Origin of the sequence: Nocardioides sp. JQ2195 (assembly GCF_012272695.1) — a bacterium.
In the GTDB taxonomy this organism is placed as follows: domain Bacteria; phylum Actinomycetota; class Actinomycetes; order Propionibacteriales; family Nocardioidaceae; genus Nocardioides.
Genome location: NZ_CP050902.1, coordinates 935,549 through 958,377 on the forward strand (window position 1 = coordinate 935,549; position 22,829 = coordinate 958,377).

21 protein-coding genes are annotated in these 22,829 nt (G+C 68.7%); 14 read left to right on the forward strand and 7 right to left on the reverse strand.

The window, feature by feature from the left end; all coding sequences use genetic code 11:
- The first annotated feature begins 73 nt into the window (after nucleotides 1–73).
- From ncot_RS04390 to ncot_RS04400, 3 genes are read left to right on the forward strand one after another with little or no spacing between them, the layout of a single operon-like run.
- Nucleotides 74–1,189, forward strand: a complete 1,116-nt coding sequence (locus tag ncot_RS04390) for a 5-(carboxyamino)imidazole ribonucleotide synthase (RefSeq protein WP_240938159.1) — start codon at nucleotides 74–76, stop codon at nucleotides 1,187–1,189.
- Nucleotide 1,190: 1 nt separating this feature from the next.
- Nucleotides 1,191–1,718 carry a 5-(carboxyamino)imidazole ribonucleotide mutase gene (purE, locus tag ncot_RS04395; RefSeq protein ID WP_168616511.1) on the forward strand — a complete coding sequence of 176 codons (528 nt, stop codon included), beginning with the start codon at nucleotides 1,191–1,193 and terminating at the stop codon, nucleotides 1,716–1,718.
- A gap of 49 nt (nucleotides 1,719–1,767) precedes the next feature.
- Complete coding sequence (locus tag ncot_RS04400; RefSeq protein WP_168616512.1) at nucleotides 1,768–2,559, forward strand: hypothetical protein; 792 nt, start codon at nucleotides 1,768–1,770, stop codon at nucleotides 2,557–2,559.
- A gap of 15 nt (nucleotides 2,560–2,574) precedes the next feature.
- On the opposite strand, the gene ncot_RS04405 is transcribed toward ncot_RS04400, so the two are convergent.
- Genes ncot_RS04405 through ncot_RS04420 form a run of 4 tightly spaced genes read right to left on the reverse strand, consistent with a single transcriptional unit; the run spans nucleotide 2,575 to nucleotide 5,304 of the window.
- The gene (locus ncot_RS04405) at nucleotides 2,575–3,723 is read right to left on the reverse strand and encodes an LCP family protein (RefSeq protein WP_168616513.1); all 1,149 of its coding nucleotides are present in this window, start codon (nucleotides 3,721–3,723) and stop codon (nucleotides 2,575–2,577) included.
- 45 nt (nucleotides 3,724–3,768) lie between these two features.
- A complete protein-coding gene (gene arfB, locus ncot_RS04410) occupies nucleotides 3,769–4,209 on the reverse strand; it encodes an alternative ribosome rescue aminoacyl-tRNA hydrolase ArfB (RefSeq protein ID WP_168616514.1) in 441 nt (146 codons plus the stop codon).
- Nucleotides 4,206–4,619 (reverse strand): CoA-binding protein, encoded by a 414-nt coding sequence (locus ncot_RS04415; protein WP_168616515.1) that lies wholly within the window; start codon nucleotides 4,617–4,619, stop codon nucleotides 4,206–4,208. The genes arfB and ncot_RS04415 overlap by 4 nt, the downstream gene beginning before the upstream one ends.
- Before the next feature lie 28 nt (nucleotides 4,620–4,647).
- Nucleotides 4,648–5,304, reverse strand: coding sequence for a TetR/AcrR family transcriptional regulator (locus tag ncot_RS04420; RefSeq protein WP_168616516.1), 657 nt, complete (start codon nucleotides 5,302–5,304; stop codon nucleotides 4,648–4,650).
- 78 nt (nucleotides 5,305–5,382) lie between these two features.
- On the opposite strand from ncot_RS04420, the gene ncot_RS04425 reads away from it, so the two are divergent.
- Nucleotides 5,383–6,552, forward strand: a complete 1,170-nt coding sequence (locus tag ncot_RS04425) for an acyl-CoA dehydrogenase family protein (RefSeq protein ID WP_168616517.1) — start codon at nucleotides 5,383–5,385, stop codon at nucleotides 6,550–6,552.
- 76 nt (nucleotides 6,553–6,628) lie between these two features.
- Here ncot_RS04425 and ncot_RS04430 read toward each other — a convergent pair whose 3' ends face one another.
- Entirely contained in the window at nucleotides 6,629–7,957 is a 1,329-nt protein-coding gene (locus tag ncot_RS04430; RefSeq protein ID WP_168616518.1) for an LCP family protein, read from the reverse strand.
- 47 nt (nucleotides 7,958–8,004) lie between these two features.
- On the opposite strand from ncot_RS04430, the gene ncot_RS04435 reads away from it, so the two are divergent.
- The 9 genes from ncot_RS04435 (at nucleotide 8,005) to ncot_RS04475 (ending at nucleotide 20,136) form a co-directional block, all read left to right on the forward strand.
- Entirely contained in the window at nucleotides 8,005–8,532 is a 528-nt protein-coding gene (locus ncot_RS04435; RefSeq protein ID WP_168616519.1) for an acyl-CoA thioesterase, read from the forward strand.
- A 220-nt stretch (nucleotides 8,533–8,752) separates the two neighbouring features.
- Nucleotides 8,753–10,087, forward strand: a complete 1,335-nt coding sequence (locus ncot_RS04440) for an LCP family protein (RefSeq protein ID WP_240938062.1) — start codon at nucleotides 8,753–8,755, stop codon at nucleotides 10,085–10,087.
- 36 nt (nucleotides 10,088–10,123) lie between these two features.
- A complete protein-coding gene (locus ncot_RS04445; protein ID WP_168616521.1) occupies nucleotides 10,124–11,068 on the forward strand; it encodes a glycosyltransferase in 945 nt (314 codons plus the stop codon).
- Entirely contained in the window at nucleotides 11,065–12,012 is a 948-nt protein-coding gene (locus ncot_RS04450) for a glycosyltransferase family 2 protein (protein WP_168616522.1), read from the forward strand. Before ncot_RS04445 ends, ncot_RS04450 begins: the two co-directional genes overlap by 4 nt.
- A gap of 36 nt (nucleotides 12,013–12,048) precedes the next feature.
- A complete protein-coding gene (gene glf, locus ncot_RS04455) occupies nucleotides 12,049–13,239 on the forward strand; it encodes a UDP-galactopyranose mutase (RefSeq protein WP_168616523.1) in 1,191 nt (396 codons plus the stop codon).
- Nucleotides 13,236–15,236 carry a glycosyltransferase gene (locus ncot_RS04460; protein ID WP_168616524.1) on the forward strand — a complete coding sequence of 667 codons (2,001 nt, stop codon included), beginning with the start codon at nucleotides 13,236–13,238 and terminating at the stop codon, nucleotides 15,234–15,236. Before glf ends, ncot_RS04460 begins: the two co-directional genes overlap by 4 nt.
- Nucleotides 15,229–16,137, forward strand: a complete 909-nt coding sequence (locus ncot_RS04465; RefSeq protein ID WP_168616525.1) for an ABC transporter permease — start codon at nucleotides 15,229–15,231, stop codon at nucleotides 16,135–16,137. The genes ncot_RS04460 and ncot_RS04465 overlap by 8 nt, the downstream gene beginning before the upstream one ends.
- Complete coding sequence (locus ncot_RS04470) at nucleotides 16,134–16,928, forward strand: ABC transporter ATP-binding protein (RefSeq protein WP_240938063.1); 795 nt, start codon at nucleotides 16,134–16,136, stop codon at nucleotides 16,926–16,928. The genes ncot_RS04465 and ncot_RS04470 overlap by 4 nt, the downstream gene beginning before the upstream one ends.
- Nucleotides 16,929–17,103: 175 nt before the next feature.
- Nucleotides 17,104–20,136 (forward strand): FG-GAP-like repeat-containing protein, encoded by a 3,033-nt coding sequence (locus ncot_RS04475; protein WP_168616526.1) that lies wholly within the window; start codon nucleotides 17,104–17,106, stop codon nucleotides 20,134–20,136.
- A 14-nt stretch (nucleotides 20,137–20,150) separates the two neighbouring features.
- Here ncot_RS04475 and ncot_RS04480 read toward each other — a convergent pair whose 3' ends face one another.
- Nucleotides 20,151–20,891, reverse strand: coding sequence for a TIGR03089 family protein (locus ncot_RS04480; RefSeq protein WP_168616527.1), 741 nt, complete (start codon nucleotides 20,889–20,891; stop codon nucleotides 20,151–20,153).
- 23 nt (nucleotides 20,892–20,914) lie between these two features.
- Between ncot_RS04480 and ncot_RS04485 the strand changes: the two genes are divergently transcribed.
- Nucleotides 20,915–21,982 carry an NDP-sugar synthase gene (locus ncot_RS04485; RefSeq protein WP_168616528.1) on the forward strand — a complete coding sequence of 356 codons (1,068 nt, stop codon included), beginning with the start codon at nucleotides 20,915–20,917 and terminating at the stop codon, nucleotides 21,980–21,982.
- Between the two features lie 61 nt (nucleotides 21,983–22,043).
- Here ncot_RS04485 and ncot_RS04490 read toward each other — a convergent pair whose 3' ends face one another.
- On the reverse strand, nucleotides 22,044–22,802 hold the full coding sequence (locus tag ncot_RS04490) for a DUF3105 domain-containing protein (protein WP_240938064.1): 759 nt from the start codon (nucleotides 22,800–22,802) through the stop codon (nucleotides 22,044–22,046).
- Nucleotides 22,803–22,829: the final 27 nt, after the last annotated feature.

Below are 22,829 nucleotides of genomic sequence, written 5' to 3' on the forward strand. Positions count from 1 at the left end.
GGGTTCCCAGGTGCCCAATGCTTCTGAACTGGCCCCCACGCTCGCCGTGATCGGTGGCGGACAACTCGCTCGGATGATGGCCCAGCCCGCCATCGCCCTGGGGTTGCCGCTGCGGCTGCTCGCCGAGGCGGAGGGCGTCTCCGCTGCCCAGGTGATCGTCGACCAGCAGGTGGGCGACCATCGTGACCTCGACACCCTGCGCGCGGTGACCGAGGGGTGCGCGGTGGTCACGTTCGACCACGAGCACGTGCCCACGGACCACCTGCACGCGCTCGAGGCCGCCGGGGTCGCCGTGCGCCCCGGACCTGATGCCCTGGTGCACGCCCAGGACAAGGGCGTGATGCGCGAGCGCCTGACCGCACTCGACATCCCGTGCCCCCGGCACGCGCTCGTTGCCGACGTCGCCGAGGTCGAGGCCTTCGGCTTCCCCGCGGTTCTCAAGACGACCCGCGGCGGGTACGACGGCAAGGGGGTCTGGGTGGTCCGCTCCGTGGAGGACTGCGCCGAGGCCTTCGAGGCCGCCGCTGCGAGCGGCGTGCAGATCCTCGCCGAGGAGCTCGTCGACTTCCGTCGGGAGCTGTCGGCCCTCGTGGCCCGATCGCCCAGCGGCCAGGCGGCGGCCTACCCCGTCGTCGCCTCGACGCAGAAGGACGGCATCTGCCACGAGGTGATCGCACCGGCGCCGGACCTGTCGCCCGACCTCGCTGCGCAGGCCCAGCAGATCGCGCTGACGGTGGCCGGGGAGCTCGACGTGACCGGCATCTTGGCCGTGGAGCTCTTCGAGACGACCGATGGCCGGGTGCTGGTCAACGAGCTGGCCATGCGTCCGCACAACACCGGCCACTGGAGCCAGGACGGTGCGGTCACGAGCCAGTTCGAGAACCACCTGCGCGCCGTCATGGACCTCCCGCTCGGCTCGCCCGCGCCGCGGGTGAGGTGGACCGTGATGGTCAACATCCTCGGTGCCGAGGCACGCGAGGGGGAGGGCCCCGGGCGGTTGTACGACGGCTTCCCGCACGCGATGGCGCGCGACCCGGAGCTGCGCGTGCACCTCTACGGCAAGGAGTGGCGTCCGGGGCGGAAGGTGGGCCACGTCAACGCCTACGGCGACGACCTCGACGACTGCCTTGAACGAGCCCGGCACGCGGCCGCGTGGTTCCGGGGCGACCTGGGGAACGAGAGCGAGTGACATGAGCGAGACCACTGCCCGTGTGGGCATCGTGATGGGTTCCGACTCCGACTGGCCGGTGATGAAGGCGGCCGCGGACATCCTCGAGGAGCTCGGCGTGCCCCACGAGGCCGACGTCGTCTCCGCGCACCGCATGCCCGACGAGATGATGGCCTACGGTCGTGAGGCCGCCGGGCGTGGCCTCAAGGTGATCATCGCCGGAGCCGGGGGAGCTGCCCACCTGCCCGGCATGCTCGCGGCGGTCTCCCCCTTGCCGGTGATCGGGGTCCCGGTCCCGCTGAAGTATCTCGACGGCATGGACTCCCTGCTCTCGATCGTGCAGATGCCCGGCGGCATCCCGGTCGCCACGGTGGCCATCGGCAACGCGAAGAATGCGGGCATCCTGGCTGCGCGGATCCTGGCCACCTCGGACGACGCGCTGCAGCAGGAGCTGGTCGCCTACCAGGAGTCACTCGCCGAGATGGCCCGCGGCAAGGGCCAGGCTGTCCGGGACGCCCAGAGACCACGCACGGTGGGCTTCGGCCAGTAGGAGCCTGCCCGCAGGTTTGTGGACCGACCCGCAGGGTAGGACTGCCGGCATGAGGTCACGACCGGCACGGGTTCGCTCCATCGGCGCCGGCGTGTGCCTGGCAGTGGCAGCGGTGCTGCCGGGGACCGTCGGCGCGGCACCGCCGGCCGGCGCAGCTCCGACCAGCGCAGCTGCGGAGACGACCGTCCGGGCGGCGGGCGCGGGCGAGCACAACGTGACGGTCAGGGGACCCAGCCGGATGCGACTGCGCACGGGGTGCCGGGAGGACTACTCCATCAGGGTCTCCTTCGACGTCTCCGCGGGTGAGGACTACTGGGTGAACCTGCGCGGCCAGGACTCCCAGGGCCACACGATCGATGGCTCGACCGTGTCGGGAACGGCCACGGCGACGGGACGCACGACCATCGAGCGACCGCTGCTGCTGTGCGGCGAAGGGCACGATGCCGGGGTCGGGAAGCTGCAGGTGAACGTCCACGTCGGCGACGAGATGGTGGACGGGACGGCGCGGACCGTGATCCGCTACGCCGACCGGGTCCGGATGAAGAAGCCGAAGCGCGCAGTCGGACGCGGCCACCAGGTGGTCCTGCGTGGTCGGTGGGATCGCGGGACCGGCTTCGGGCTGGACTGCGGCTACCACAACCGCAAGTTCGTGCGCGTGCGCATCGACTTCAAGCCCGAGGGTGGGTCCTGGCGCCAGATCGCCAGGACCCGCATCGGCGCCTACGGCGACTGGCGCAAGAAGGTGGAGGTCCGGCGCACCGGACGCTATCGAGCGAGGGTGAGGAAGAGCGACCGCTATCTCCCAGCACGTTCGGTGGCCCGGCGGGTGCGGGTGCGATGAGCCGTCAGCCAGGACTCAGCTGATCTCGTCCTCGTCGCCGAGGAGCTCGTCGGGGTGCTTCTCCACGTAGGCGCTCATCCGGCCCGCGCGCATCATCGCGAAGAGCTCGTCGGTCCGGCGCTGGTCGAGCTCCACGATCGAGCCGTACTTGTCGATCGTCGGGGTGCCTCCGATCGGCACGGTGAGGAACTTGACCTCCTCGGCCTTGGTGCCGCGCAGTGAGAGCGCGAGACCGCGGATGTCACCGTTCTTCCAGGCGTCGTCGACGGTGAGGTGGTCCGTGATCGCCTCGAGCGTGTCGGAGAGCTTGCGCGGCTTGGTGAGGGTGCCCGCCTCGAGCACCTTCTTCATCAGTGACCGCAGGAAGTTCTGTTGGCGATCGATCCGGTCGAAGTCTCCGCGCAGCAGGCCGTGCCTGGTGCGGACGTACTGCAGGGCCCGCTCGCCCTCGAGGTTGTAGGAGCCGGCCTTCCACTCGACCTTCTGCTTGTCGTCGTAGAACGTCTCGGGAATGGTTACGGGCACCCCGCCCACGGCGGTGGACAGGTCCTTGAACCCGGCCCAGTCGATGATCGCGACGTGGTCGATGCGCATCTCGGTCAGGTGTTCCACGGTCGACAGCGTGCCCACGGGGCCGAACTCGGAGAAGGCTGCGTTGATCTTGTTCTCGTGGGTCGGCTCGCCCGTCTCGTCGTAGATCATCACGAAGCTGTCGCGTGGGATCGACGTGACGTAGATGTGCTTCCGGTCGGCGGTGATGTGCACGACCATCAACGTGTCGCTGCGGTACTTGCCGATGGGCCACGTGTCGCTGTCGACGTCCTCGGCCAGTGTGGTGTCCTGGCTCTCGCCCGGGATCTTCTTCCCGGCGTCCGAGCCCAGGAGCAGGATGTTGACCGCGTCGCCCTCGTTGGGGTCGGGGCGATCGCCGAGGGTGTCGGTCGAGAAGCGCTCGATGTTGTCGAGCTTGGCGTTCAGGGACCACAGGTAGTAGCCACCGGAGCCGAGCAGCACCACCAGGACGACGCCCGCCGCGATCAGTGCCTTGGCGTGCTTGCGGCGGAAGACGGTCCACCCGGTGCGGAATCTGTGCCACCGGGATCCCTCCGTGGTGTCGAAACCGGCACGCTCGTCAGGGTCGCCCTCCGGCGGAGCACTGTTCATCAGGTCAGTGTGCCGTGCCGGTGCAAGCACCGGCGGCAGGGACACTCACTCCGTGACGCGCCCGCGCAGTGACTTGGTGATCGAGCGCTGCTTCTTCGCCTCGAGGCGGCGGCGCTGCGAGCCTCGGGTCGGCTTCGTGGGGCGTCGTGGTGGCGCGGGCGGCGCCAGGAGCTCGCGCAGGCGTACGCCGAGCCGCTCCCGCGCCGCGGCCCGGTTGCGGAACTGGGAGCGATGCTCGGAGGCGGTGACCACGACCGTGCTCGTGGGCAGGCGGGAGAGCGCCCGCTCACGTTGGGCCGGACTCAGCGCAGTGCTGGTGGCGACGTCGAGGACCAGCTCGACGCGGGAGTCGGCGGTGTTCACCGACTGGCCCCCCGGGCCCGGCGAGCGGGAGAACCGCTCGACCAGCTCACCGGCCGGCACCACGAGGCCGTCTCCCAGGCCCGGGCCGGCGCCGATGACGAGGTCCTCGCCGGGCTGGTTCATTGCCCGCGCTTGCCCCACTCGATGGCGGGGCAGGTGTCCATGACGGCCCGCAGGCCCGCGTCGCGGGCCCGTGTGAAGGCCGCCTCGTCGATGACTCCGAGCTGGAACCACACGCCCTTGGCCCCGATGGCGACGGCCTCGTCCGCGAACTGGCCGGCGGCCTCGGAGCGTCGGAAGACGTCGACCACGTCGACCTCGAACGGCACCTCGGCCAGGCTGGCGTAGCCTTGCTCGCCGTGCACCACCGGGGCGTCCGGGTGGATCGGCACGATCTTCTTGCCGTGCTGCTGGAGGAGCGCGGCGATGCGCCACGCCGTACGCTCCGGGTGGTCCGAGAGGCCGACCACCGCCCACGTCCTGCACTCGTCGAGCATGAAGTCGATCGCTGCCTGGTTCTGCCACTCGCTCATGGGCCCAGCCTAGCCACGCGTCGGCGCGTCAGTCGTGGGGCGTGAGTGCGCGCCGTACCTCGCGCAGGACCTGTTCGACGTCGGGGGACCCGGTGTGCACCACGACTGTCGAGGAGACGGCCCGGGTCGGCGAGGTGCCGGAGAGGGCGCGAGCGAGTGCGGCGTCGAAGGCCGCGTCCACGTCATCGGTCTCCTCGCGCAGCCAGCGCCGGAGCACGTGGTTGTGCGCGGTGATGACAGCCGCGGCGAGCAGCTCGGCACGGAGGGCGCCGTCCGGTTCGTCACCGATCCACGTGCTGATCTGCTGGCGGAACAGCCGCAGGTAGCGCTGGGCGCTGGCGTCCTCGCGGTCGCGCAGCGACGAGACCGTGCGGGTCAGGCGATAGCGGGCCCGGGCGGTCGCGCCCTCCTCCAGGTAGTGGTCGAGCACGATCCGCGCGGCCTCGCGCAGTGCGACCTCTCGGGTGGTCCCCGTCGCGGTGGCCAGCCGGGCCTCGACCCTGGGGAGCAGGAGGTCGTGGTCGGGGAACACCACGTCCTCCTTCCCGCGGAAGTGCCGGAAGAACGTCGTGCGTCCGGTCCCGGCGCGGGCGGTGATCTCCTCGACCGTGGTCTCGTGGAAGCCCTGCTCCTCGAAGAGCGCGAAGGCTGCGTCGACGAGGCGGGCGCGGGTCGAGGTGGGCATGGACGCACCCTACCGGCTTGGTGGTACTGAGTGCCACTAGTAAGGTACGCCGTACCGCACCATCTGAGGAGAGCCGTGATGTCCGAGTACCCGATGTACGCCCTGTCCGAGGAGCACCAAGCGATCCGTGAGGCCGTGCGCGCGGTCTGCGACGCCAAGGTCGCGCCGTTCGCCGCCGAGGTCGACGAGGAGGCCCGTTTCCCGAGGGAGGCCGCCGAGGCCCTGCAGGCCGCGGACTTCCACGCCGCCCACGTTCCCGAGGAGTACGGCGGCGCCGGCGCCGATGCCCTGGCCACCGTGTTGATCATCGAGGAGGTCGCCCGCGCCTGCGTGTCGTCCTCCCTGATCCCAGCGGTCAACAAGCTCGGCTCGCTGCCCGTCCAGATCGGCGGCTCGGAGGAGCTCAAGGCGAAGTACCTCGGCAAGCTGGCCGGGGGAGAGGGCGGCTTCTCCTACTGCCTGTCCGAGCCCGACGCCGGCTCCGACGCCGGCAACCAGAAGACCCGTGCGGTCAAGGACGGCGACCACTGGGTGCTCAACGGCGTGAAGCGGTGGATCACCAACGCCGGCGAGTCCGAGTTCTACACCGTGCTCGCGATGACCGACCCGGAGAAGCGCACCAAGGGCATCACCGCGTTCGTCGTGGAGAAGTCCGACGAGGGCGTCTCCTTCGGCGCGCCCGAGAAGAAGCTCGGCATCAAGGGCTCGCCCACGCGCGAGGTCTACTTCGACAACGTGCGCATCCCCGCCGACCGCATCATCGGGGAGGAGGGTCAGGGCTTCGAGATCGCGATGAAGACCCTCGACCACACCCGCATCACGATCGCGGCCCAGGCCGTCGGTGTCGCCCAGGGTGCCCTCGACTACGCGCTCGAGTACGCCAAGGAGCGCCAGCAGTTCGGCACGTCGATCGCCGACTTCCAGGGCCTGCAGTTCATGCTCGCCGACATGGGCATGAAGGTCGAGGCCGCGCGCCAGATGACCTACGCCGCTGCCGGTCGTTCAGAGCGTGGCGACAAGGACCTGACGTTCTTCGGCGCGGCCGCCAAGTGCTTCGCCTCCGACGTGGCCATGGAGGTCACCGTCAACGCGGTCCAGGTGCTCGGTGGCTACGGCTACACCCGCGACTACCCGGTCGAGCGGATGATGCGCGACGCGAAGATCACCCAGATCTACGAGGGCACCAACCAGGTGCAGCGCATCGTGATGGCCCGTCAGCTGCTCGCGGGCGTCCAGAGCGACATCTGACCTCCGGTCCCGAGGGCCGACGGCCCCGACCGGCCGCTGCCACGACCGGGGGCGCCGTACGCCGGGTGGCGCCGGGCTACTTGGCCAGCCCGGTCTCGGTGCAGAGGCCGTTGGAGATGCCCTCGGTGTCGTCGTCGATGATGTGCTGGAACATCTCCTCCGAGCGCTCGGGATCCCAGTGCACGGCGAGGTCGGAGATCGGCACGCCACAGGTCAGGCCGTTGTCACCGTTGACCCGGGTCATCGCCCAGGCGAACCGGCCCAGGTCGATCGGGCCGGTGCCCTCGCTGACCGAGACCGTGCGGGCGGCGGCCATGTTCAGCTTCCAGTAGCGGATAGGGTTGAGCACGGACCACGGCGAGACTGCCTCGTCGCCGACGGCCGAGACCACCTCGCGCTGGTGCTTGGCCCGGTCGATGTCACCGAGGTTGGAGGTGTGACGCGAGCGCGCGTAGCCGAGCGCGGTCTTCCCGTCGGCCTCCTGGCAGCCCTTCTCGATCTTGAGGTTGGCCAGCTTGTCATTCATGTCGTTCTTGGGGCAGATCTCGATGCCGCCGACCGCGTCGACGACGTCCACGAAGCCGCCGAACCCGATCTCCACGAAGTGGTCGATGCGGATGCCGGTGTTCTCCTCGATGGTCTCGATCAGCAGCTTCGGACCGCCGTACGCATAGGAGGCGTTGATCTTGGTGGTGCCATGGTCGGGCACCGGGACCAGCGAGTCGCGGGGGATCGACATCAGCAGGTTCGGGCCCTTGCCGGTGTGCAGGATCATGATCGTGTCGGTGCGCTGGCCGACGTCGCCACCCGTGCCGAGCTCCTCGCGCTGCTCCTTGGTGAGGTCGGAACGCGAGTCGCTGCCCACGATCAGGTACGTCGTCCCGTCCTGGTCCCCGGGTCGGTCGCCACCGGGGAACGCGTCGATCGTGCTGATCTTCTGGAAGGCGAAGATCGGCACCGCGATCAAGAAGGCCAGCCACAGCACCACGAGCAGGACCAGCCAGCGGATGGGCCGGAACCGCGGGCGTCTCGGGCGGAACCGGCGACCGCCGCCGGACGGCGGCTCGTGGCCGGGCGGGGGAGCGTGCTGGCGGCCGGGCGGCACGCTCTGCTGCTGGGATCCGGAGGCCGAGGTGCGCGACGACCGGGCCGGACGTCCCTGGGACTGGTTGGCCGGAGGTGGGTTCCGGTAGGGCTGGGCCGAGGGCATGACTCTCGTGTGCTCCGGTCCTGAGTCAGTGGGAGGCGGGCCGGAAGGTGCGCTCCCGGCCGGACCACGAGGGATGATCTGGGTGGCGTCAGGGTCGTTCGGGGTGGGGGCAGGATCCGCCGTTGCCCGGCCCTTGCCGTAGAGCCATTCGTACTCGGGGGTGCCCGGTTCGGGTCCTTGGGGGCGATCGGCCATGGGGAGACGGTACCGGCAGGAACACCCTCCATCGCTAATCTGCTGCCATGACCGAGTCGTCGAGTGATCCCGCGAGCGCCGTCCGCCCACCGTCGTACTCGCGGGTCTCGCTGGCCCGGATGATGGAGGTGACCTCGGCCAACCTGCTCGGCAACGTGCATGGCGGGGAGATCATGAAGCTCGCCGACTCCACGGCCGGGGCGGCGGCCCAACGCCACAGTGGCGGGGCCGCGGTGACCGCGGCGCTGGACGAGATGGCCTTCCTCGAGCCGGTGCACGTCGGCGACATCGTGCGCACCACCGCGCAGGTCAACTGGGCAGGGCGCTCGTCGATGGAGGTGGGCGTGCGGATCGAGGCCGAGCCCTGGACCGACGCCTCCGGGCAACCGCTGCACGTCGCCTCGGCCTACTTCGTCTTCGTGGCGATCGACGAGGAGGGACGGGCGCGGCGTGTGCCGCAGCTGGCCCCGCAGACGCCCGACGAGGTCCGGCGGATGCGGGAGGCGGAGATCCGCCGCTCGCACCGGTTGGCGGGCAAGGCGGAGATCGAGCGGGGTCGTTCGACGACGCCGTGATCCGGTCGGCGGCTTGGGCGTTTCGGCGCGTCGTGACGCGATGTGACTCCTGTGACTGGTGATACTGACTGACGTCACTGATTCCTTCCCCAGTCAGAGAGGCAAGTCGATGCCACCCGCATCTTCCCCCGACTTGCGCGATCGCTCCGGTGACGGAGCCAGTCGAGCACCCGACCGCGCTGCGAAGGTGCGTTTTCGTCGTGCGGTCACCTTGATGGTGATGACCCTGTTGCTCCCCGGATCAGCCCAGCTGGTGGCCGGCAACAAGCGGGTCGGACGCATCGCCATCCGCATCTGGGTGGGCATCGTGGGGGTGGCGGCCGTGCTGTTCCTGCTCACCCTGGTCTGGCACCAGCTCGCCTTCAAGATGGCCTTCAGCCTGTTCACGCTCGACCTCGTGCGCTGGCTGATGATGGCCGCAGCCATCGGTTGGGCCGCGCTGTTCGTCGACGCGTGGCGTCTGGGCCAACCGCTCACGCTGGTGAAGAACCAGCGGCTCGCCGTGGTCGGCATCAACGGCGTGCTGTGCTTCTCCGTGGCCGGCACCCTGCTCTTCGGTGCCCACCTGGTCACCGTGCAGCGGGACTTCGCGGCCCTGTTCGCGAACGGGCCCTCCAGCGACGCGGAGCACGGCCGCTACAACGTGCTCCTCATGGGTGGTGACTCCGGTGCCGGCCGCTGGGGCCTGCGACCGGACTCGATGACCGTTGCCAGCATCGACGAGGAGACCGGCCGCACCGTGCTGATCGGGTTGCCGCGCAACCTCCAGAACTTCAAGTTCAAGCCCGGCTCGGTGATGGACGAGCAGTTCCCCGACGGCTTCGACTGCGAAGGGTGCTACCTCAACAGCGTGTCGACCTGGGCCGGCGACCACACCGACCTCTTCCCGAAGTCCAAGGATCCCGGTACCGACGCCACGATCTCGGCGATCGAGGGGGTCACCGGGCTCAAGATCAACTACTGGGCGATGGTCAACCTCCAGGGCTTCAAGGACCTGGTCGACGCCGTCGGCGGGGTCACCCTCACCGTCCGGGACCGGATCCCGGTGGGCGGCCTGGGCAGCGACGTCACCGGCTACATCGAGCCGGGCACCCGCAAGCTGAACGGGTTCGACGCGCTCTGGTACGCCCGCTCGAGGGAAGGCTCCGACGACTACTCCCGGATGGCGCGCCAGAAGTGCGTGATGAACGCGATCGCCACGCAGATCAGCCCGCAGACGGTCGTCGCCAACTACAGCGACCTGACCTCGGCAGGTGCCTCCATGGTCGAGACCAACCTTCCGCGCAGCGAGTTCCCGGCGTTCATCGACCTCGCGGTCAAGGCGAAGAACCAGAAGATCTCCTCCGTGGCGATCGTGCCCCCGGCGATCAACACCGCCGAACCCGACCTGCAGAAGATCAAGGACATGGTGCAGAAGGGCATCGACAAGGCGGAGGGCAGGGCCGGCAAGCCGGGCAGGCCCAAGGCCAACGCGCAGACCAACGGCGCCGCGATCGGCACCCGCGACACCGGCTATGCGGCGAACCAGTCCGGGGACCTGGCATCGGCCTGTTGATCCGCTCCTGCCCACGGTGGCCCTAGGGTGGGCGCCGTGCCGACGCCCCCCTCCGAGTCCCAGCCTGCCCGCATCGTCGCCGTCGTGGTGACGTTCAACCGGCTGACGCTGCTGCAAGACCTGGTCGGTCGGTTGCGTCGTACGCCGGAGCTGGCCGAGGTCGTGGTCGTCGACAACGCCTCGACCGACGGGTCGGCGGAGTGGTTGGCGGCCCTGCCGGACACGCCCGGCTCGGTGCCGGTCCACGCGGTCACCCTGGACGACAACCGCGGTGGCGCCGGAGGCTTCCACGAGGGCATGCGCATCGGCCTCGCCCGCGGCGCCGGTCTCCTGTGGCTGATGGACGATGACGGCATGCCCGACGACGACTGCCTGGTGAAGCTCCTGGAGCACCACGGTGAGCTCGACTTCTGGGGCCCGGTCGTGGTCGACAAGGACGATGCCGAGCGGCTCGTCTTCCCGATCCGCCTGCCCGGCGGCACCCAGGTCGTGCACGCGATGGCTGACGTCCGCGAGGCCGCCTCGGACGGTCGCATCGACGACATCGTGATCCCGTTCAACGGCGTCCTGGTCACCCGGGAGCTGGCCGATCGGATCGGGTTGCCCAGGGCCGAGTTCTTCATCTGGGGGGACGACCACGAGTACCGGCTGCGCGCCGAGGAGGCCGGAGCCCGCATCGCGACCGTCGTCGACGCGACGGTGCGGCATCCGTCCGTGGGCAGCCTGGGCACGCCGATGATGTTCGGCCGCACCACCTACAACCACTCGCCGTCCGACCTGAAGCACTACTGCATGGCCCGCAACAACGTGGTGAACCTGCGCACCTACCGTGGCCTGCCCCATGTCGCTGCCTTCGTCGTGAAGACGGTCTGGTTCTACGCCTTCACCCGGCCGTCCTCGGCACGGTTGCGGTTGAGCGCACGGGGGATCGTGGCCGGGCTGCGCAACGACTTCACGGGTCACGGGAGGTTCTTGGCATGAGCGGTTTCGAGAGGCCTCGTTCCTCGGCTCCTCAACCACCGTCGGAGAGCGTTGCCGTCGTCATCGTGACCTTCAACCGGGCCGACCTGTTGTCCGGGATGCTCGACGGCCTGGCCGCCCAGACCCACCGGCCCGACGCTGTCTTCGTGATCGACAACGCCAGCGCCGACCACACCCGCCGGGTCCTCGAGGGACGCGACGACCTGCCGCTGCGGGTCACGCACACGGAGGAGAACCTCGGTGGGGCGGGTGGCTTCCACCTCGGCATGACCCAGGCCCACGACGCCGGCTTCGACCGGATCTGGTTGATGGACGACGACGTGGTCCCCGCCGAAGACTGCCTGGCCGTGCTGATGGCGCACCCGAACCCGTGCCTGATGGCGGTGCGCGAGGACATCGAGGGCAACCTGGTGGAGAAGTCGGCGCTCCACTTCGACCTGAGGAACCCCCTGCACCTGCGCCCGAAGACGGCCAGCATCGACTCGGCGTACGCCTCCCGGGCGGAGCTGCCCGCCGAGCTGCCGATCGAGAACGTCGCCTTCGAGGGCTTCATGGTGCACCGACGGGTCATCGACGAGGTCGGCTTCCCCGACCCGACGTACTTCATCTTCTACGACGACGTGGACTTCGCGGTGCGCGCCCGACGCGCGGGCTTCACGATCCTGGCGCTGCGTGATGCCGTGCTGGTGCGCCAGCTCGACTTCAACCAGCAGCACGCCCTCGACACGTGGAAGGGGTTCTACATGTTCCGGAACCTCTTCGCGGTCCACTTCCGCTACGGCGAGAACGCGCTGGTCCGTCTCAAGCCCTACCTGATCGTGCTCGCTGTCGTCCTGCTGAGCCCGGTCCGCGGTGGCCGGGGCGAGGCCTCCAACGTGATTCGTGCCATTCGGTCGGCGCGCCAGATGCGCCGCCCACCGGGAGCGGGCACCACGCATCGCTAGACTGACCGCCGCGCCAAACTGCTGAGGAGACACCCCTTGTCTGACCCCGACCTCGTCGTCGTCGGTTCCGGATTCTTCGGACTGACCATCGCCGAACGCTGCGCCAACGTCCTCGGACTGAAGGTGTTGGTCCTGGAGCGGCGCCACCACCTCGGCGGCAACGCCTACTCCGAGCGCAACGAGGAGACCGGTGTCGAGGTGCACAAGTACGGCGCGCACCTGTTCCACACCTCCAACGAGAAGGTCTGGGAGTACGTCAACCGGTTCACCACCTTCACCGACTACAAGCACCGGGTCTTCGGCAAGTACCAGGGCCAGGTCTATTCGCTGCCGATGAACCTCGGCCTGATCAACCAGTTCTTCGGCAAGTCGCACACGCCGGCCGAGGCACGTGCGCTGATCGCCGAGCAGTCGAGCGAGATCGCCACCGAGGACGCCACCAACCTCGAGGAGAAGGCGATCAGCCTCATCGGTCGCCCCCTCTACGAAGCGTTCATCAAGGGCTACACCGGCAAGCAGTGGCAGACCGACCCCAAGGAGCTCAGCGCGGACATCATCACGCGTCTCCCGGTTCGCTACACCTTCGAGAACGGCTGGTTCAGCGACACCCACGAGGGCCTGCCGACCGACGGTTACACCGCGTGGCTCGAGAAGATGGCCGACCACCCCGACATCGAGGTGCGGCTGAACGTCGACTTCCTCCACGACGAGGGGGTCAGGGAGCAGTACTCCGGCAAGGTGCCGATCGTCTACACCGGCCCGGTCGACGAGTACTTCGACAACTCCGAGGGGCGGCTCTCCTGGCGCACGGTCGACCTCAAGGAGAGCGTCGAGGACGTCGACGACTTCCAGGGCACCGGCGTGGTCAACTACAACGACGGCGACGTGCCGTTCACCCGCATCATCGAGTTCAAGCACTTCCACCCCGAGCGGGTGAAGACCCACCTGCCCGGCAAGACCGTCATCGTGCACGAGTACTCCCGCTTCGCGGAGGACGACGACGAGCCCTACTACCCGATCAACACCGCCGAGGACCGGGCGAAGCTGCTCAAGTACCGCGACCTGGCCAAGCAGGAGCCGCTGGTGCTCTTCGGCGGTCGCCTCGGCACCTACAAGTACCTCGACATGCACATGGCGATCGGCTCGGCGCTGAGCATGTTCGAGAACAAGCTCAGGCCGCACTTCGCCGACGGGGCCGAGCTGAAGAGCGGAGGGGTCGACGAATGAGCACGACCACACGACTGCTCCAGCGCCAGATCCTGCCGCTGGACAAGGACACCGACGTCTTCCCGTTGTACGTCGACCTCGAGGAGGCCATCCTCGACGCCGACCGCTACGACGTGGGTGGCAACAAGGCGGCCAAGGACCTCAACAACGCCGCCATCCGCCAGTCGACGTCGACGGGCCGCAAGCTGCACCCCGAGCAGATCCGCTCGCGCACCCAGCTGCAGGTGCCGGCCAGCGACACGCTCTCGTTCGGCACCTACTTCAACGCCTTCCCGGCCTCCTACTGGCGCCGCCACACGGTGGTCACCGACGTGACGCTGACCGTGGACGTCACCGGTCCCGGCTCGATGGTCATCGTCTACAAGTCGATGGCCCGCGGCCACTCGCAGCGCGTCGACTCCGTCACCGTCGGTGACGAGCCGGGCTCGTTCACCTTCGACCTGCCGCTCAAGCCGTTCGTCGACGGCGGCTGGTACTGGTACGACGTGGTGGCCGGCGATGCCGGCTGCACGGTCAACAGCGCCGAGTGGACGGCGGAGGTCCCCGACGACCGGGCCGAGCACGGCACGGCCGACATCTGCATCACCACGATGAACCGCCCCGACTTCTGCGCGAAGCTGCTGACCCAGATCGGGGAGGACGCCGACCTGGCGCCCTACCTCGACACCGTCATGGTGATGGAGCAGGGCACCCAGCCGGTCACGGAGTCCGAGCACTTCGGGGATGCCCAGCGGTCGCTGGGGGAACGGCTGCGCGTGATCGTGCAGGCCAACCTCGGCGGTTCCGGCGGCTACGCGCGCGGTCAGCTGGAGAGCGTGCGCAAGGGCACCGCGACCTACGCGCTGATGATGGACGACGACGTGGTGTGCGAGCCGGAGGGCGTGATCCGCGCGATCACCTTCGGTGACCTGGCCAAGCGGCCGACCATCGTCGGTGGCCACATGTTCAACATCTACAACCGCACCCAGCTGCACTCCTTCGGCGAGATCGTGCAGTCCTGGCGGTTCTGGTGGCAGACCCGCCTCGACGGCTACTCGCAGTGGGACTTCGGCGCGCGCAACCTGCGCTCGAGCCGGTGGTTGCACAAGCGGGCCGACGTCGACTTCAACGGCTGGTTCATGTGCCTGATCCCGCGCGTCGTGCTCGAGGAGATCGGGCTCTCCTTGCCACTGTTCATCAAGTGGGACGACTCCGAGTTCGGCCTGCGGGCCAAGGACGCCGGCTACCCGACGGTCTCCTTCCCGGGGGCCGCGGTGTGGCACATCCCGTGGAGCGACAAGAACGACGGAGTGGACTGGCAGTCCTACTTCCACCACCGCAACCGCATCATCGCGGCGCTGCTCCACTCGCCGTACGAGCGCGGTGGCCGCATGGTGCGCGAGAGCTTCAACCACCAGGTCAAGCACCTGGCCTCCCTCCAGTACTCCACGGCCGAGCTGCGGCACATGGCGATGGAGGACGTGCTGGCCGGGCCGCGATCCCTGCACGGCGAGCTCGGCACCAAGCTCGGCGAGGTCAACGCCTTCCGCAAGCAGTTCACCGACGCACAGCTCCACGCCGACCGTGACGACCTGCCCCCGGTGCGGCGCAAGAAGCCGCCCAAGAAGGGCAAGTCGGACATCGAGATCCCGGGGCGGCTCAGCACGCTGATCAGTGCCGGGCTGGCGCCGATCCGCCAGCTGCGCCCGGTCCGGTCGATGGCGAAGGACTACCCGGAGGCCGAACTGCCCGCGATGGACTCGGCCTGGTTCAATCTGGTGAAGTACGACTCTGCCGTGGTCTCGATGAACGACGGCACCTCCGTGGCGTTCTACAAGCGCGACCCCGAGAAGTACCGCGACCTGCTCAAGCGCACCGTCGCGATCCACCGGAGGTTCCACGCAGAGTGGCCGCGCCTGGCCGCCGAGTACCGCGACGCACTGCGCGAGATCACCTCGCCGGAGACCTGGGAAGAGACCTTCGGGATCGGACCCTCGGATGCGGACCACCATGGCTGATTCGCCCACCCCGGCGGAGCCGCGGGCCAGGGCCCAGCGAGTCGTCGACGCACCGCTGGTCTCCCCGGCGCCGCCGTCAGGGCTGCGCGAGGTCTTCCGGCGTCGTTACCTGCTGCGACTCCTGGTCAGGCGCGAGGTCTCCGCCCGCTACCAGGGATCGGTCCTGGGCATGATGTGGTCCTACATCAACCCGCTCACCCAGCTCTTCATCTACTGGGTCGTGATGGGGATGATCATCGGCCGAGGCACGGAGAACTTCGGCATCCACGTCTTCTGTGGCCTGATCGTGGTGCACTTCTTCATCGAGACCTTCGGTGCCGGGACCCGCTCGATCATGCGCAACAAGGCGCTGGTGCGCAAGATGGCGATGCCGCGGGAGATGTTCCCGGTCGCCTCGATGATGGTCTCGCTCTACCACATGGGGCCCCAGGTCCTGATCCTGGTCGCGTGCTGCCTGCTCCTCGGGTGGACTCCGACGGTGATGGGCATGCTCGGGTTCGTCCTTGCCGTGCTGACCATGGGGGTGCTGGGCACGGCGCTCGCCCTCACCTTCGCGGCTGCCAACGTGTTCTTCCGTGATGTCGGCAGCGTGGTCAGCATCCTCACCAACTTCGTTCGCTTCGGCGTGCCGATGATCTACCCCTTCACCCTGGTGCAGGACCGCTTCGGATCTGCGGCGGCCTACTACCTCTACAACCCGATCGCCGACGCCGTGCTGCTGATGCAGCAGGCCTTCTGGGTCGGCACGACCGAGGACCCGACAGCCGTCCAGGCCCACCACATCCCGGACCACCTGTTCGCCTACTCGTTCCTCGGCCTCGGGATCTCGATCGTGGCACTGGCGATCGGGCAGTTCATCTTCAGCAAGCTGGAGAACAAGATCCCGGAGCGACTGACGTGAGCCATCCCGCCAGCACCTCGATCGTCGTGGACGGGGTGAGCAAGTACTTCACGATGCGCTACCAGCGCACCCTGAAGCAGATGACGGTCGCCGCGGTCAAGGGACGCGAGATCAGCGACACCTTCAAGGCCCTCGACGACGTGTCCTTCACCGTGGAGCAGGGCGAGTCGATCGGGCTGATGGGCCTGAACGGCTCGGGCAAGAGCACGCTGCTCAAGCTGGTCAACGGGGTGATGCGTCCGGACGGGGGCAGCATCCTGACCCGTGGCCGCATTGCCGGCCTGATCGCCACGGGAGCCGGCTTCCACCCGCAGCTGACGGGCCGGGAGAACGTGTTCCTCAACGCGGCTGTCCTGGGCATGAGCGAGGCGGAGACGCGCCGCAAGTTCGACGAGATCGTCGAGTTCGCCGACATCGGGCGCTTCCTCGAGACGCCGGTCGGCAACTACTCCTCGGGCATGTTTGCCCGTCTCGGCTTCGCCGTGGCGGTGCACGTGGACTCCGACATCTTCCTGGCCGACGAGGTGCTGGCCGTGGGGGACAAGCCGTTCAAGAAGAAGTGCCAGGCACGGATGCAGGAAGTGCGAGAAGAGGGCCGCACCCTGTTCTACGTCAGCCACGCCGCGGGCTCGGTGCGCAAGATGTGCGACCGCGTGATCGTGCTGGAGAAGGGCCGGGTCGGGTACGACGGCGACGTGGCCGAAGGGATCAAGTACATCAAGTACGACCCGGACGACGACTCGACCCCGGAGGTCGAGGACGACGACGAGGACTTGGGCGCCGACATCTGATTCCGCGCCGATTTGCTCGGTTCCGAGGGCCCAGAACTTGATTTTTTTGATTTCATCGGCGTGGCGACTGGAAATTACACGTTTGTAGTTACTCAGAAACGCTTGCGGTGACCCCTGTTACTGATGTGACACTTGGTACTCGTGTGAAACTTCCCCCGCACTGGAGTAGCCGAGTATGCGCCCGAACAAGGCCCGTTTCGTCACCGCCTGCCAACAGATCTTGGCACTCGGTGCAGTCCTCGCTGTCGTGGCTCCGGCCGCCAACGTGATCTCGCTCGACGTCGTGGGCACGCGCCCCGGCGCCGAGGCGCCGACGCACGGACCCGGCACAGCCACCGACCGGGGCCTGGGGCTCCCGGGCACCGAGGCCACGCCCGCGCGCCGGGCCGAGGTCGCCCAGGACGAGGAGGACGAGGCGGAGGTCGAGACCGCACCGGTCGACCCCGTCGTCAAGGAGTACGCGCTCACGGCGGCCAGCACCGACACGTCCGCCCCCGCCGCTCCCCGGAAGGCCGACCCGGGCTCCACCGCCGACGAGCCCGAGGACGAGGCCACGGAGGCGCCGGCGACCGGACCGCGCACCGCCGCGAGCGCCGCACCGACCGAGATCCTCTCCGACGTCGAGGAGGTGACCGGTTACGGCGCAGTCGGTGTCACCTGGAGCCACGGTGAGGCCATCGCGGAGGACGACATCACCGTCGAGTTCCGGACTCGCACCGGCGACACGTGGTCGACGTGGACGCCGACGGACTACCACGACGAGCACGGTCCCGAGGCCGGGTCCGTCGAGGCCGACCAGACCCGTCCGGGCACGGACGCACTGCTGGTCGGTGAGGTGGACCAGGTGCAGGCCAAGGTCGTCCTCGCCGCAGGGGTCGACGTCCCCGACGACATGTCCCTGGCCGTGATCGCGCCGGGCTCCGGGACCACCGAGACCGAGCAGCCGGCCATCGACACCGGCGACCTCGGCGACCAGCAGGAGGCTGGCAAGGCCACCGCAGGCGGCACCGCCGAGGGGGACGTGGAGACCGGGGCAGCCACGGAGGTCGAGGCCGGCGACGGTGACACCGTCCTGGACTCCGACGCCGGTGACCTGGCCCTGCAGGCCGGCAGCTACACCCCGAAGCCGAAGATCTACTCCCGAGCACAGTGGGGCGCCAACGAGCGGATGCGTGACGCCGGTTCGTTGCGCTACTACGAGATCCACGCGGGCTTCGTCCACCACACCGTCAACGCCAACGACTACTCGCGGGCGCAGGTGCCGGGAATCATCCGCAGCATCTACGCCTACCACACCCAGAGCCGGGGCTGGAGCGACATCGGCTACAACTTCCTGGTCGACAAGTTCGGTCGCGTCTGGGAAGGCCGGTACGGCGGCGTGGACCGCCCGGTCGTCGGCGCCCACACCCTGGGCTACAACGACTACGCCTTCGCCATGTCGGCGATCGGCAACTTCGAGACCGCCAAGCCGACCGCGAGCATGATCGACGCCTACGCACGCCTCTTCGCGTGGAAGCTGTCCCTGCACGGCATCGACGCGGCCAGCACCTCCCAGCGGGTCGGCAACCGGACCTTCGCGGCGATCAACGGCCACCGTGACGCCGGGTCCACCGCGTGCCCGGGACGGTATCTCTACGCCAAGATCCCCACGATCCGCAGCAAGGCAGCGCAGTACCAGGCCGACTGGAGCGGACGCAGCCTGGCGACGGACGTGGTCTCCTCGGCCTACCCGGACATCCTGCTGCGGCGGGCCTCGGACAAGGCCGGCTACGCCCTGCCCACCCAGGGCATGCTGCGCTGGAAGGGCGCCACGTCCTCGTCGACCGGGTGGAGCCGCTACGACCAGATCGTGGCAACGCCTGACGTCACCGGCGATGCGCACAGCGACGTCCTGGTCCGCAACGCGGCCACCGGGGTCACCTCGATCCGACCGGGCAACGGGGCCGGCCAGTTCGGTGAAGCCATGACCAGCCAGCAGAACATGGTGGGATTCGACCAGGTCGCCGCGGTCGGGAACTTCAACCGGCGCTCACGCAACGACTTCGTGGCACGCAACCCGAAGACGGGTTACCTCTACCTCTACCGCGGTGTGTCGGGGGCCAAGCTGCGTCGTACCCTGATGAGCAAGGACTGGCAGGCCTACAACCTCACGGTCGGTGCCGGGGACGTGAACGGGGACGGCATTCCCGATGTCTACTCACGCGACAAGGCCGGCAACCTCTGGTTCCACGCCGGCTCCGGGCGCAGCGAGCTGAAGGCGCCGGTCAAGATCTCGGGCGGCTGGAGCCAGTACGACACGATCACAGGTTTCGGCGACATCAACGGTGACGGCATCGGCGACCTCTACGCCCGCAACGCCGGCAACCACAAGGGGTACGTGTTCCCGGCACGCCGTGACGGCTCCCTGGGTCACTGGCTGGGTCCCTTCGGCAAGCTCGGGACCAAGACCAACCTCAGCGTCGCCAACGTCGTCGGCACCAAGGACCCCGACGTGATCGCTCGCAAGGGCGACAGCCTCAAGGTCATCGCGCACCGCGGGACGCAGAACGCGAGTGCACCGGTTCCCACCACGAACAGCGCGATGGGCAAGGCGAACCTCCTCCTGAACGTCGGTGACTGGGACCGCGACGGCCATGGCGACATGGTGGTCCGCAACGGCTCGACCGGTCGGTTGAAGCTGCTCCGGGGCCTGGGTGACGACAAGTTCGCCAAGCCGGTCTCCATCGGCTCCGGGTGGAGCAACGTGCGACTCCTCGCCGCCGTGGGGGACGCCACCGGGGACGGCTATCCCGACCTGATGGGGCAGCCACAGGGCAAGGCGATGCGCATCTATCCCGGCGCGGGTGACGGCGTCCGCGGCAGCTACGTCGCCAGGGGCGCGATCTCGGCCAGCGAGCAGGTCGGAGGCGGCCGGTGGACAGGTGACGGCGCACCCGACAGCCTGTTCCGGGTGGGCGACCGGATGGTGCTCTACACCGGCAACGGACCGGGTGGTCTCTCCGGTGCGCCGCGCAGCCTGACCGGCGTCAGCCTGGCGCCGTACGACTGGGTGATCAGCGCGGGTGACATCGACCGCAACGGACGCCCTGATCTCGTGGTGCGCAGGAAGAGCGACGGCACGTTGTGGCTGCTGCCCGGAAGGAACAAGGGCTACTCCTCGCCGAAGTTCCTGGCCGAGGGGTTCGCGGGCTACGACCTGGCCGGGTGATCCCCGGGACAGGCTCAGGCCATCCAACGAGCGGTGGTGCGCTCGTCACTGGCGCGCCGCTCCAGGGTCTCCGGGTCGGGGTTCCTCAACCAGACCGTGGAACCGCCCCTGACCAGCGGTGACACGAAGGTGGCGAAACCCGTCGGGGAAGCGGGATTCGCCGTGGTCAACAAGCGCCCGCCGTCGGCAACGAGGTCCGTGACCTCGCCGGCGGCGGGCGCCACCAGCTCGGCCTGGGTACCCCACTCGTGCACAGCCTCGCTCCCGGGGCCCGGAGGGTCGAACGGCACGAAGGAGTCGGGCTGCCCCCACACCTCGACACCGAAGTCGTGCACACCCTCCGGCAGGGCGGTCGGGAAGCGCACCCCCAGGGGAAGCAGGGCGCTGGCCACCACCGGCACACGGCCGGCCAGCTCGGCGTACGTCGTGACGCCGTCGGGTCCGCAGAGCACCGCACGAACGTCGTCGTCCACGGGGATGCTGCCCGGGAAGGAGACCACCAGCCCCGCGTTCCATGCGGCGCCGAGGAAGACCGGGCCGAGCCAGTGCGTGGGCAGGTCGACCAGGACCCGGTCGCCGGGCTCCAGGTCGAGCTCCTCGACGAGGAGGCTCGAGGTCTTCGCCACCCAGTTGGAATAGGTGGCCACGGAGAGCTCGACGCGCTCACCGGTCGCGTCGTCGTAGAACGTGACGAGGGGCCGGCCGGGGTCCTTGCGGAGCATGTCGGCGAGCAGGGCGGGGAAGGTGGCAACCATGCCCACAGCCTAGGATCAGGTCCATGCCTGAGCTCTCTCCCCCCGAAGCAGTGATCGTCGCCGGTGGGTTCGGCACCCGGCTGCTGCCGCTGACCGCACGCCGCCCCAAGCACCTGCTGGACGTCGGGGGAGTGCCGTTCCTGGAGCACCAGGTCGCACGCCTCGCCGAGGCCGGTGTGGAACACATCGTGCTGGCCACCTCCTACCACGCCGACATGTTCGCGCCGGTCCTCGGCGACGGGAGTCGCTGGGGCGTCCGGCTCGACTACGTGCTCGAGGAGGAGCCGCTCGGCACCGGCGGAGCGATTCGCAACGTGGCCGACTCCCTGACCGACGACCCGAACGGCGCGGTCATCATCCTCAACGGGGACGTGCTCTCCGGGCACGACCTGGCCGCCCAGCTGGCCGACTTCCGCGCGGGCCGCAACGGCCGCCGAGTCGACGTCTCGCTGCACCTCGTGGAGGTCGACGACGCCCGTGCCTTCGGCTGTGTGCCCACCGACGAGGAGGGGCGCGTGCTGGACTTCGTGGAGAAGTCCGAGAATCCGGTCACCAACCAGATCAACGCCGGCTGCTACATCTTCCGCCGCGACATCATCGACACCATCCGGGCCGACACAGTGGTGTCGGTGGAGCGGGAGACCTTCCCGGGACTGGTGGCCGACGCGCACCTGGTCGTCGGATTCGTGGACTCGGCCTACTGGCGCGACGTCGGTACGCCGGCAGCACTGGTCGCCGCCTCACGCGACGTCGTGCTCGGTGTGGCGCCGACACCCGCGGTCGCCGCCGTGGACTCGGGTGCTCGCATCGACCCCAGCGCCACCGTCGGTGAGGCCGAGGTCGGCGGGGGCAGCGTGGTGATGGCGAACGCCACGATCGCGGACGGAGCCGAGGTGACCGGGTCAGTGGTGATGACCGGAGCCCGCATCGAGGCCGGCGCAAGAGTCGTCGACTCGGTCGTCGGACCGGGCGCCGTGGTCGGCGATAAAGCGGAGCTCAGGGAGGCCACCCTGGGAGACGAAGCAACGATCGGCGCCGCCGTTACGCTCCCCGTGGGAGAGCGTGTCGACTGCGCCGATCATCGTGGGTGAAGCAAGGGATAGAGCCGTCGGCTGACCGACGTCGCTGACCGCCGCGGCGGTCAGCGACCGGTCACATGCCCCGGGGCTCGGGGGAGTCGAAGAAGTCGTACTGCTTCATGAAGCTGTCGAGGGCCTCGCCGGAGACGTCGGAACAGTACTGCCAGACACCGACCTGCTTCTCGACCTGGCTGACCGGGACGTCGTGACCGCCCTTGGACCAGTGGGTCAGTGCGATGTGCTGGCCATCGGGGAACGCCTTGCCGTCGGACGAGAGCCACGGCACGGCCTTGAACTTCAGCCGCGGGTTGCTGGTGCCCTTGAGCTTGGTGGCGATGGCACGGATCTCGGTCATCATGTCGTTGTCGTCAGCCGCCGTCTCGTCGTACCAGAGGATGGTGTAGCCGTGCTCGAGGTTGTGCACGAGCTTCTCGAGACGGGGCCGGTCGTCCTTGGTGTAGAGCTTCCGGTCCATCTCGTCGGGGTATTCCTCGTGGGTGCCGAAGGCCGGAGGAGCATCGGTGTAGTCGACGTCGACGTCGGCCTTGACGTGCTGCTGGTTGCCGTCAGCCTTCTTGGTGATGATGTCCTGACAGACACTCTTCGAGGCGCCGATGTCAGCGATGGCGACGTCCTCGTAGGCGCGCAGGTCCCACCAGTTCTTGATCGGCTGGTAGGCCGCCAGCCCGACGATGACGAGAGCGACCAGTGCGCAGACTCCGATGATGACGGCACCCTGCCGCTTGTCGGCTCGCTTCTGGTCACTGCGCAGCTTGTCGGCAACCTCGTGTCGGCTCACCTTCTTGGAGCTGACCTTCTTGGATTTGGCCACGAATCAGGCTTCTCTCACATCGTCAGG

Coding starts and splice junctions, on each gene's coding strand:
- ncot_RS04465 (WP_168616525.1), top strand. CDS start 15,229: ATGGCTGATTCGCCCACCCCGGCGGAGCCGCGGGCCAGGGCCCAGCGA.
- purE (WP_168616511.1), top strand. CDS start 1,191: ATGAGCGAGACCACTGCCCGTGTGGGCATCGTGATGGGTTCCGACTCC.
- ncot_RS04400 (WP_168616512.1), top strand. CDS start 1,768: ATGAGGTCACGACCGGCACGGGTTCGCTCCATCGGCGCCGGCGTGTGC.
- ncot_RS04390 (WP_240938159.1), top strand. CDS start 74: ATGATGGCCCAGCCCGCCATCGCCCTGGGGTTGCCGCTGCGGCTGCTC.
- arfB (WP_168616514.1), bottom strand. CDS start 4,209: ATGAACCAGCCCGGCGAGGACCTCGTCATCGGCGCCGGCCCGGGCCTG.
- ncot_RS04460 (WP_168616524.1), top strand. CDS start 13,236: ATGAGCACGACCACACGACTGCTCCAGCGCCAGATCCTGCCGCTGGAC.
- ncot_RS04450 (WP_168616522.1), top strand. CDS start 11,065: ATGAGCGGTTTCGAGAGGCCTCGTTCCTCGGCTCCTCAACCACCGTCG.
- ncot_RS04485 (WP_168616528.1), top strand. CDS start 20,915: ATGCCTGAGCTCTCTCCCCCCGAAGCAGTGATCGTCGCCGGTGGGTTC.
- ncot_RS04480 (WP_168616527.1), bottom strand. CDS start 20,891: ATGGTTGCCACCTTCCCCGCCCTGCTCGCCGACATGCTCCGCAAGGAC.
- ncot_RS04405 (WP_168616513.1), bottom strand. CDS start 3,723: ATGAACAGTGCTCCGCCGGAGGGCGACCCTGACGAGCGTGCCGGTTTC.
- ncot_RS04415 (WP_168616515.1), bottom strand. CDS start 4,619: ATGAGCGAGTGGCAGAACCAGGCAGCGATCGACTTCATGCTCGACGAG.
- ncot_RS04475 (WP_168616526.1), top strand. CDS start 17,104: ATGCGCCCGAACAAGGCCCGTTTCGTCACCGCCTGCCAACAGATCTTG.
- ncot_RS04440 (WP_240938062.1), top strand. CDS start 8,753: ATGACCCTGTTGCTCCCCGGATCAGCCCAGCTGGTGGCCGGCAACAAG.
- ncot_RS04425 (WP_168616517.1), top strand. CDS start 5,383: ATGTCCGAGTACCCGATGTACGCCCTGTCCGAGGAGCACCAAGCGATC.
- ncot_RS04420 (WP_168616516.1), bottom strand. CDS start 5,304: ATGCCCACCTCGACCCGCGCCCGCCTCGTCGACGCAGCCTTCGCGCTC.
- ncot_RS04430 (WP_168616518.1), bottom strand. CDS start 7,957: ATGGCCGATCGCCCCCAAGGACCCGAACCGGGCACCCCCGAGTACGAA.
- ncot_RS04435 (WP_168616519.1), top strand. CDS start 8,005: ATGACCGAGTCGTCGAGTGATCCCGCGAGCGCCGTCCGCCCACCGTCG.